This window comes from Vibrio sp. OPT18 (assembly GCF_015163615.1).
Lineage (GTDB): Bacteria > Pseudomonadota > Gammaproteobacteria > Enterobacterales > Vibrionaceae > Vibrio > Vibrio coralliirubri.
The window spans coordinates 1-294 of record NZ_JADDYK010000102.1 but is presented as its reverse complement, the minus strand read 5'-3'; the positions used below and the strand labels follow the sequence as shown (position 1 = coordinate 294).

Annotated in this window: 1 rRNA gene; it reads left to right on the top strand. The window is 37.4% G+C overall.

Annotated elements, in window-relative coordinates:
• A 16S ribosomal RNA gene (locus tag IQQ51_RS24675) occupies positions 1-88 on the top strand; the annotation flags it as partial.
• Positions 89-294: the final 206 nt, after the last annotated feature.

Here is a 294-nt window from a genome sequence, read left to right as displayed (position 1 = left end):
GAGGACGCTCACCACTTTGTGGTTCATGACTGGGGTGAAGTCGTAACAAGGTAGCCCTAGGGGAACCTGGGGCTGGATCACCTCCTTATACGAAGATACTCACGATGAGTGTCCACACAGATTGATGGTTTAGATTTAGTTAAAGCCAGAGCTTTAATTAATAACGTAAGTTATTGATTAAAGCTTTTTGCTTTATGCTCTTTAACAATTTGGAAAGCTGACTGATTGATTACTTACGAGTAATTCAATCAAATTTAAAAGTTCTCAATGTTTATCTTTCATTAGATAAACACA